We start from the raw sequence: 8,150 nt of genomic DNA, 5'->3' as shown, positions 1-8,150 counted from the left end.
AAAACCTAAGAACGAAAAAAGCTCTCAGAAGCATACAACTACGCGTTCCATCCTCCCCCCCCCCCCCCCCCCCCCCCCCCCCCACCACCCGATCGTGGAGGCGGAGATGAGTTCCCACCGGATGGCCGCTCGCGGTGTCCTCGCGTTCGTCGCCCTGCTCGCCGTGGCGACCGCGCCCGGCTGTGGCGGGCCGACAAGCCACACCCACCGGCGGGCGAGGTGACGCTGATCAGCTTCACCGAGCACAACCTGGTCGACTCGACGCCCGAGCGGCCCGGTGTCGCGCGGCGCGTCGATCTGTGGGTCAGCCACCGCGACGACGCGATCACGGCCCTGCGCTCCCCGGTCCAGCGTCGAGGGCGTCGTCGTGGAGGAACGCCACTGGCGGGCCGACCGGCCCGACGTCGACACGGTCCGCACCGCGCCGGAGTGCGCGGAGACCCTGGAGGAGACGGCCGACGGCGGGCGCACCGTCACCGGGGTCTTGGCCGACGCCTTCGGCGCACGTGCGATCCCCGAGAACGCGCGCGCCGAGCCATCCGGCGTGCGCTCGTGGGATGTCCAGCAGGACGACCTGCGGCTGCGGGTGACCGATCACGGCGGCCCGTACCCCGACCGCACCACCGAATTGTTCGACGCCGCGGGAACGTTGCTGATCGTGATCGACCAGGCGAGAGTCGAGCCTGCGGCGGAAATGCCCGAATGGACGACGAAACAGTGCCGCGGCCCCGAATAGGCGCCACTCCCCCGACGCCCGGTCAGGCGTTCGGGTCGAGGCCTGCGCCCGGGGTGATCAGACCGCTCTCGTAGGCGAGGACGACCGCCTGCGCCCTGCTGGTCAGGGCGAGTTTCGTCATGGTGCGGTTGAGATGGGTCTTCACGGTCGCCTCGCTCACCGTGAGGGCGGCGGCGATCTCGGTGTTGGACTTTCCGGTGGCCACATGCCGCAGCACCTCCCGCTCCCGGGTGGTGAGGTGCCGCAGGCTGGGCGGGGCTGGCTGGGGCCGCGGTGACTGACACGGGTGGGAGAGGTACGCCTCGATGAGCCTGCGGGTGACCGACGGGGCGAACAGCGTCTCCCCCGCCGCGACGACCTCGATGGCCGAGATCAGTTGGCGCGGCTCGGTCTGCTTGAGCAGGAATCCCGCCGCGCCCGCGCGCAGCGCCGCGTAGACGTACTCGTCCAAGTCGAAAGTGGTCAACACGACCACGCGCGGCGGTGCGGGGGTAGCGGCCAGGATGCGCTCGGTGGCGAGGATGCCGTCGACGCCGGGCATCCGGATGTCCATCAGGATCACCTCCGGGCTGGTCGCCGCGGCCAGGGCGACGGCCTGGTCCCCGTCCGCGGCCTCGGCGACGACCTCGAAGCCGGGCGTGGCGCGCAGCAGCGCGGCGAGTCCGGCGCGGATAAGGACCTCGTCGTCGACGACCATCAGCCTGACCGGCGCTCCCCCTGTCACGCGACGCTTATACCGTTGTTCGGTCGGTGATGGGTAGGGTGAGCTCGACATCGAAGCCGCCCTCCGGTCTCGGTCGCGCGCTGAGGGTTCCGCCATACAAGGCCGCGCGTTCGCGCATCGATATCAGCCCGTGGCGCGGGGAGTCGGACTCGGCGGGCGCGTCCTCCGCCGCGGGAGCCTCGTTGCCGATCAGCACCGTCACCCGGTCGGCGCCGCGGTGGACGGCCACGGTCGTCGGGCTCGCGTCGGCGTGCTTGATGACGTTGGTCAGCGCTTCCTGAATCACCCGGTAGACGCACAGTTGCAGGCCCGAGGGCAACGCGGTGGGCGTCCCCGTCATCTCCAGCGTCACCGGGACGCCCGCGGCGCGCACCCGGTCGATCAGGGCGGGCAGGTCGGCCAGGTCCGGGGTCGACGACCGGTGCCCGCCCACCGGGTCGTCGGAGTCGAAGCGCAGCAGGCGCAGCATCCGCTGCATCTCCCGCAGCCCCTCCCGGCTGGCCGCGGCGACGGTGTCCAGCGCGGCGTGCGCAGCGGGCGGGTCGGAGTGGAAGACATGCCCGGCCAACCCGGTCTGCACGGCGATCACCGCCATGTGATGCGCGACGACGTCGTGCAGTTCCCGGGCGATGCGGACCCGTTCCCCGGTCAGCGCCCGCTCGGTCCTGGCCCGCTGCTCGGCGTGCAGCTGCCGGGTCAGCTCCACCAGCTTCCGGTTGCTCTCGCCGAGCCTGCGGCCCACGTCGCCGAACCCCCAGGCCACCGCCACGCCCATCGCCACCATGCCCGCGGCGACCAGCGGCGGCAGCGACGCCCGCAGCCCCGCCCAGAACACCGGCGGCGCGATCACGACCGCGCCGGTGACCACCGTCGTGGGCGACCGGGTCGCCGCGACCGTGTAGAGCGCGAGCAACGGCGCCCAGTACTTCGGCGTCGGCTGGTTGCGGCCCGTGGCGGCCAGGTACACCAGGAACGCCAGGGAGACGACCACGAGCACCGTCATCGGCCACCGCCTGCGCACCGCCAGCGGCAGGAACACCAGAACGGTCAGCCCGTAGGCGAGCTGATCTCCGCCGACGTGGGCGGGAACGTAGTGGTACTCGACCAGGCACCCGATCACGGTGAGGCCGAGCGCGGTGACCACGTCCACCGCGCTCGGGGGGACGGAGGGCAGCCACCGGGCCGGAAGATCGCCGCGCATCCGCACAACCTAGCCGGCAGCCGACAACCGCGCGTCCCACCCAGGTTTACCACCGCCTACCACGGCTGGTTGACCCGCGAGCCGCGCGGCTGGGCATCACCCAGCAGGCCGTGTCGAAGCGGATCGCCTCTCGAACACATACCGCACGCTCGGCATCTCCGGCCGCGAAGACCTGGTGACCGCGGCGTCGCTGATCGGCTGAGCCAGCGCCTGCCCTTCTGCGGCCGATCGCGCCCAAGCCGCGGTCCACGTGGCCCAGTCAGCGGTGGTCCGGTCCATGCCGCCCTCCGCGCGTCGAGGGCGGCATGGACCCGTGTCATCTCAGAGGCGGTAGAAGTCGGTGTAGTGGTTGGGGGAGAACCAAACCGCGCCGTTGCCGGTGTCCACGACGATTCGGTAGGCGTCGCGGGAGGCGCCGCAGGCGCGCGGGTAGACGTCGAACTCCAGGTAGAAGCGGCCGCTGGGCAACTGTCCCTCGCGGTTGTAGAACTGGCCGCCCGCGAAGTTGCACTGGCCGTTCGGCCAGTTGTACCAGCCGCGGGTGCGCGGGTATCCCTTCGACGACCAGGTCGAGTTCGACGACCGCGCGTCGGTGCACCGCGAGATGGTGCAGGAGCTGTAGACAGTGGCCTCGGCGGCGGGGCTGGCGACGACAGCGAGGCCGAGCACGGACGCGACCGCGCTGATCGCGACGGCGAGCCGCTTGGGCCAGGAAAGCCGGGGACGTTGCATGGTCTGCACGGAAACCTCCAAGGCAGGGACTTCGCCAGACGACCAATCTCCGCCGATCTTGCTGCCTGCCCGGAGCGGGCCAGGGACAACACCGTCACAGGCGGGTGAACTCCACGCGACAACCCGGACACCGACCGCGACCGCCGGGGGCGATCACCCGTTCTGGGCGACGCCGGTTCCTGTGCGGAGTCAGTGTTGACCGACGTGTTGATCGAGCCGGGTGGCCAGGCCGTCCAGCAGTGACCGCAGCCCCAACTCGAACAGGTCGTCCAGATTCAGCTCGTAGCCTCGCGCGGACAGCGTGGCGAGCATCTTGGCGAACGTCGGGTGGCGGCCGGAGCCGGTGATCGCCGTGAACGCGGGCACCTGGCCGTCCATCCACTCGTCCGCGGACAACCCGGACGCGCCGAGCGCGTGCTGCTCGCGTTCGAGGTGGACCGCGATGCCCTGCACGTAGCTGAGGACCAGGACGTGCACGTCGCACATGAACGCGATGTCGAGGCCGAGGCCGTCCAACGCGGCCAGCGCCCACTCCGCGTGCACCGCCAGGTTGGGCAGCGGCAGCGGCCGGGTGATCGGAGCGAGCTGGGCCAGCCAGGGATGCCTGCGGTGCAGCGCCCACAGCGTGCGCGCGCAGAGCTCCAGGCGCGCGCGCCACCCCGCGGGCGGCCGCGCCGGGTAGCCCAGTTCGCCGAACGCGGCGTCCGCCATCAACCGCACCAGCTCGTCCTTGCCCGCCACGTGCCGGTACGGCGTCATCGGGGCGACCCCGAGCCGGGCCGCGACGCCGCGCATGGACAGCACGGCCAGCCCTTCGGTGTCGGCGATCGCGATGGCCACCGCCACTATCCGCTCGCGGGTCAGGTCCGGTCGCTGGTCGCCGCCCGCGGGTCGGCGCGGCGACCGGGGCTTGGCCGCCTGCCCTCGGCGCGGCCCGGCCACCACGGTTCCGGAGCGGGGCTCGGCGCGGACCAGCCCCTCCTGGCTCAAGGTGGCGAGAGCCTTGGCCGCGGTGGCCATCGCGACACCCCACTCGGTGGCGATCCGCCGCGTGGAGGGCACCTTGGCGCCCGGGGCCAACTCCCCCCGCGTGATCCGGCGGCGGAGCTCGGCGGCGATGCTCAGGTACCGCGGTTCGTCCGGCATACCCGCTCCTCTGTGCTGATACAGATAGCCGACTGTACTAGAGCAGTTTTAGCTAGCTGACCAGGAAAACGATACCGTGTGCGCTGTAAGTGCGGATCGCGCGTACATGGCCTCGCCAACCGGGGGCCGCGATCGCGGGACAACCCGGCGATCGTGCCGGGTCATCGATCACTACTACTGGGGAGCAAGTCATGAAGAGGATCTCCGTGGGAATGTCCGCGGCGGCGGTGGCCGCCGCCCTGTCTCTCACTTCCGCGCCTGCGGCGAGTGCCGCCCCGGCGGCCGGAGCAGGCGTGCAATCGGTGTGGGGGAAGGTGCACGGCGGCCATTCGATCTGGAACCGGGTCAACCCCTTCAGCGGCAAGCGAGTGGACACGACGATCGAAGGAGAGGACATCTTCTCCTCCTGCAAGCGCTGGGGCGCCGACGGCAAGTGGTGGTACTGGACGGCCTTCTACGGTTTCGACGGCGGCTACGACTTCAGCGGCCACGTCGCAGGCGACGCCACCAACATCAGGCACTCGCACCTGCCGAAGTGCGACTGACCGCCGACGAGCCGCCACCGGGCTGGTGAGCCGCCCGACGCGAACTCACCGACACCACCGGCCATGAAGCCCGGGGCAGCACCCATCGCCCGTCGACCCGTGAACCAGGGTCGGCGGGCGATGAGTGCGTCATGGGGCGGGATTTCCTGCCGTGAACACGGCGTGAACACCGGATGCAGGTTCGACCGCGCGCCAGCGGCGTCCCGCGTTCTCGCTGGTCGGCGCGAGATCAAGACCGACCCGATTCTTGATTGATTCCAGAAAATGCGGCAGACTCCGGGCCGTGCCGACGCCTATGGACTACGAGCGCATGCTGCGGGGAGCCGCGCTGCGTGTGACACGTCCCCGGGTCGCGGTGCTGTCCGCGGTGCACGATCATCCGCACGCTGACACGGACTCGATCATCACGGCTGTGCGCGCGGGTCTTGGCGGCGTGTCCCACCAGGCCGTTTACGACGTGCTGCGCGCGTTGACCACCGCCGGGCTGCTGCGGCGCATCGAGCCGCCGGGGTCGGTGGCTCGGTATGAGGCTCGGGTCGGGGACAACCATCACCACGTGGTGTGCCGGTCGTGCGGCGCCATCGCCGACGTCGACTGCGCGGTCGGGAGCACGCCCTGCCTGACCGCGTCCGACGACCACGGTTTCACGATCGACGAGGCCGAGGTCGTCTACTGGGGCCTGTGCCCCGTCTGCTCCACCGCAACCAGTTCCTGAACTCACCGTTTGATCCTTGGAAGGATTCCCGTGTCTGACAGTCCTGACGCCGTCGTTGGAGAGATGAACGTGGAGACAGCGGGCGGCTGCCCGGTCTCCGCCGGTCGCTTCAACCACCCCACCGAAGGCGGCGGCAACCGTGGCTGGTGGCCGAACCAGCTCAACCTGTCGATCCTGCGCAAGCACACCGCGGCCGCCAACCCCATGGGCGAGGACTTCGACTACGCCGCCGAGTTCGCCACCCTCGACCTCGACGCCCTGGCCCGCGACGTCGACGCGGTGCTCACGACCTCACAGGACTGGTGGCCAGCCGACTTCGGCCACTACGGGCCGTTCATGATCCGGATGGCCTGGCACAGCGCGGGCACCTACCGCATCAGCGACGGCCGCGGCGGCGCTGGCGCTGGCATGCAGCGGTTCGCGCCGCTGAACAGCTGGCCGGACAACGGCAACCTCGACAAGGCGCGCCGCCTGCTCTGGCCGGTCAAGCAGAAGTACGGCCGCAAGATCTCCTGGGCCGACCTGATGATCTTCGCGGGCAACCGCGCGCTGGAGACCATGGGCTTCACCACCTTCGGCTTCGGCGGCGGCCGCGCCGACGTCTGGGAGCCCGACGAGGACGTCTTCTGGGGCCCGGAGCGCACCTGGCTCGGCGACGAGCGCTACACCGGCGACCGCGAACTCGAAGAGCCGCTGGCCGCCGTCCAGATGGGCCTCATCTACGTCAACCCCGAGGGCCCCAACGGCAACCCCGACCCGCTCGCCGCGGCCAGGGACATCCGCGAGACCTTCGGGCGGATGGCGATGAACGACGAGGAGACCGTCGCGCTGATCGCGGGCGGCCACTCGTTCGGCAAGACCCACGGCGCGGCCGACCCCAACCAGTATGTCGGCCCCGAGCCCGAGGGCGCCTCGATCGAGGAGCAGGGCTTCGGCTGGAACAACACCTTCGGCACCGGCAAGGGCCCGGACACCATCACCAGCGGGCTGGAGGGCATCTGGACCCCCACCCCGACCACCTGGGACAACACCTTCTTCGAGACCCTGTTCGCCTACGAGTGGGAGCTGGAGAAGAGCCCGGCGGGCGCCAACCAGTGGAAGCCCAAGGACGGCGCTGGCGCCGGCACCGTGCCCGACGCGCACGACCCGGCGCGCAAACACCAGCCGACGATGCTGACCACCGACCTCGCGCTGCGCGTCGACCCGATCTACGAGCCCATCTCGCGGCGGTTCCTGGAGAACCCCGACCAGTTCGCCGACGCGTTCGCCCGCGCCTGGTTCAAGCTCACCCACCGCGACATGGGCCCGATCCAGCGCTACCTCGGCCCGCTGGTGCCGAACGAGACGCTGATCTGGCAGGACCCGGTGCCCGCCGTCGACCACGAGCTCATCGACGCCGAGGACATCGCCGCGCTCAAGGCCCGGCTGCTCGACTCCGGCCTGACGACCGCACAGCTCGTCGCCACCGCGTGGGCGTCGGCGTCGACGTTCCGCGGCAGCGACAAGCGCGGCGGCGCGAACGGGGCGCGCATCCGCCTTGAGCCGCAGCGCACCTGGGAGGTCAACGAGCCCGACACGCTGGCAACGGTGCTGCGCGCCATCGAAGAGGTCCAGACGGCGTTCAACAGCGCCCAGACCGGCGGGAAGAAGGTCTCCCTGGCCGACCTCATCGTCCTCGGCGGCTGCGCCGCGGTCGAGCAGGCCGCCAAGAACGCGGGCTTCGACATCCAGGTCCCCTTCACCCCCGGCCGCACGGACGCCACCGAAGAGCAGACCGACGCCGAGTCGTTCGCGCCGCTCGAACCGACCGCCGACGGGTTCCGCAACTACCGAGGCAAGGGCCACCGCCTGCCCTCGGAGTACCTGCTGATCGACCGCGCGAACCTGCTGACCCTGACCGCGCCCGAGATGACCGTCCTGGTGGGCGGCCTGCGGGTCCTGGGCGCGAACCACCAGCAGTCCCCGCTCGGCGTGCTCACCGCCACCCCCGGGTCGCTGACCAACGACTTCTTCGTGAACCTGCTCGACATGGGCACGCAGTGGACCGCGGCGTCCGAGGACGCGGAGACCTTCGAGGGCCGCGACCGGGCCACCGGCGCGGTCAAGTGGACCGGCAGCCGCGTCGACCTCGTCTTCGGCTCGAACTCCGAGCTGCGCGCCGTCGCCGAGGTCTACGCCAGCGAAGACGCCAAGGAGAAGTTCGTCCGCGACTTCGTGGCCGCCTGGGACAAGGTCATGAACCTCGACCGGTTCGACATCTGATCCCGGTCTGATCTCCCCTATCTGATCCACCCAGCCTGACTCCGATGTCCAGGTCGGCGGTCCCCGCCGACCTGGACATCTTTTGGTTC

General features: G+C 70.7%; 8 protein-coding genes. 4 read left to right on the top strand and 4 right to left on the bottom strand.

Annotated features, from left to right (window positions below; translation table 11 throughout):
* The first annotated feature begins 367 nt into the window (after positions 1-367).
* Positions 368-736 (top strand): hypothetical protein, encoded by a 369-nt coding sequence (locus tag ACZ6SD_RS25980; protein WP_465319602.1) that lies wholly within the window; start codon positions 368-370, stop codon positions 734-736.
* A 22-nt stretch (positions 737-758) separates the two neighbouring features.
* Here ACZ6SD_RS25980 and ACZ6SD_RS25975 read toward each other — a convergent pair whose 3' ends face one another.
* The 4 genes from ACZ6SD_RS25975 to ACZ6SD_RS25960 form a co-directional block, all read right to left on the bottom strand.
* Positions 759-1,433: a response regulator gene (locus ACZ6SD_RS25975; RefSeq protein ID WP_465319615.1), complete on the bottom strand. Its 675-nt coding sequence runs from the start codon at positions 1,431-1,433 to the stop codon at positions 759-761.
* A gap of 34 nt (positions 1,434-1,467) precedes the next feature.
* Entirely contained in the window at positions 1,468-2,661 is a 1,194-nt protein-coding gene (locus ACZ6SD_RS25970; protein ID WP_465319601.1) for a sensor histidine kinase, read from the bottom strand.
* A gap of 321 nt (positions 2,662-2,982) precedes the next feature.
* A complete protein-coding gene (locus ACZ6SD_RS25965; RefSeq protein ID WP_465319614.1) occupies positions 2,983-3,393 on the bottom strand; it encodes a ribonuclease domain-containing protein in 411 nt (136 codons plus the stop codon).
* A gap of 189 nt (positions 3,394-3,582) precedes the next feature.
* Complete coding sequence (locus tag ACZ6SD_RS25960; RefSeq protein WP_465319600.1) at positions 3,583-4,539, bottom strand: TetR/AcrR family transcriptional regulator C-terminal domain-containing protein; 957 nt, start codon at positions 4,537-4,539, stop codon at positions 3,583-3,585.
* A gap of 191 nt (positions 4,540-4,730) precedes the next feature.
* On the opposite strand from ACZ6SD_RS25960, the gene ACZ6SD_RS25955 reads away from it, so the two are divergent.
* The 3 genes from ACZ6SD_RS25955 (at position 4,731) to katG (ending at position 8,061) form a co-directional block, all read left to right on the top strand.
* Positions 4,731-5,084, top strand: coding sequence for a hypothetical protein (locus tag ACZ6SD_RS25955; protein ID WP_465319599.1), 354 nt, complete (start codon positions 4,731-4,733; stop codon positions 5,082-5,084).
* Positions 5,085-5,367: 283 nt separating this feature from the next.
* Positions 5,368-5,799 carry a Fur family transcriptional regulator gene (locus ACZ6SD_RS25950; protein ID WP_465319598.1) on the top strand — a complete coding sequence of 144 codons (432 nt, stop codon included), beginning with the start codon at positions 5,368-5,370 and terminating at the stop codon, positions 5,797-5,799.
* A gap of 30 nt (positions 5,800-5,829) precedes the next feature.
* Positions 5,830-8,061, top strand: coding sequence for a catalase/peroxidase HPI (gene katG / locus ACZ6SD_RS25945; protein ID WP_465319597.1), 2,232 nt, complete (start codon positions 5,830-5,832; stop codon positions 8,059-8,061).
* Positions 8,062-8,150 lie beyond the last annotated feature (89 nt).

It is taken from the genome of Actinokineospora sp. NPDC051303 (genome assembly GCF_055586285.1).
Note: the sequence above shows the minus strand (reverse complement) of the source record. Positions and strands in the feature narration are given on the sequence as shown.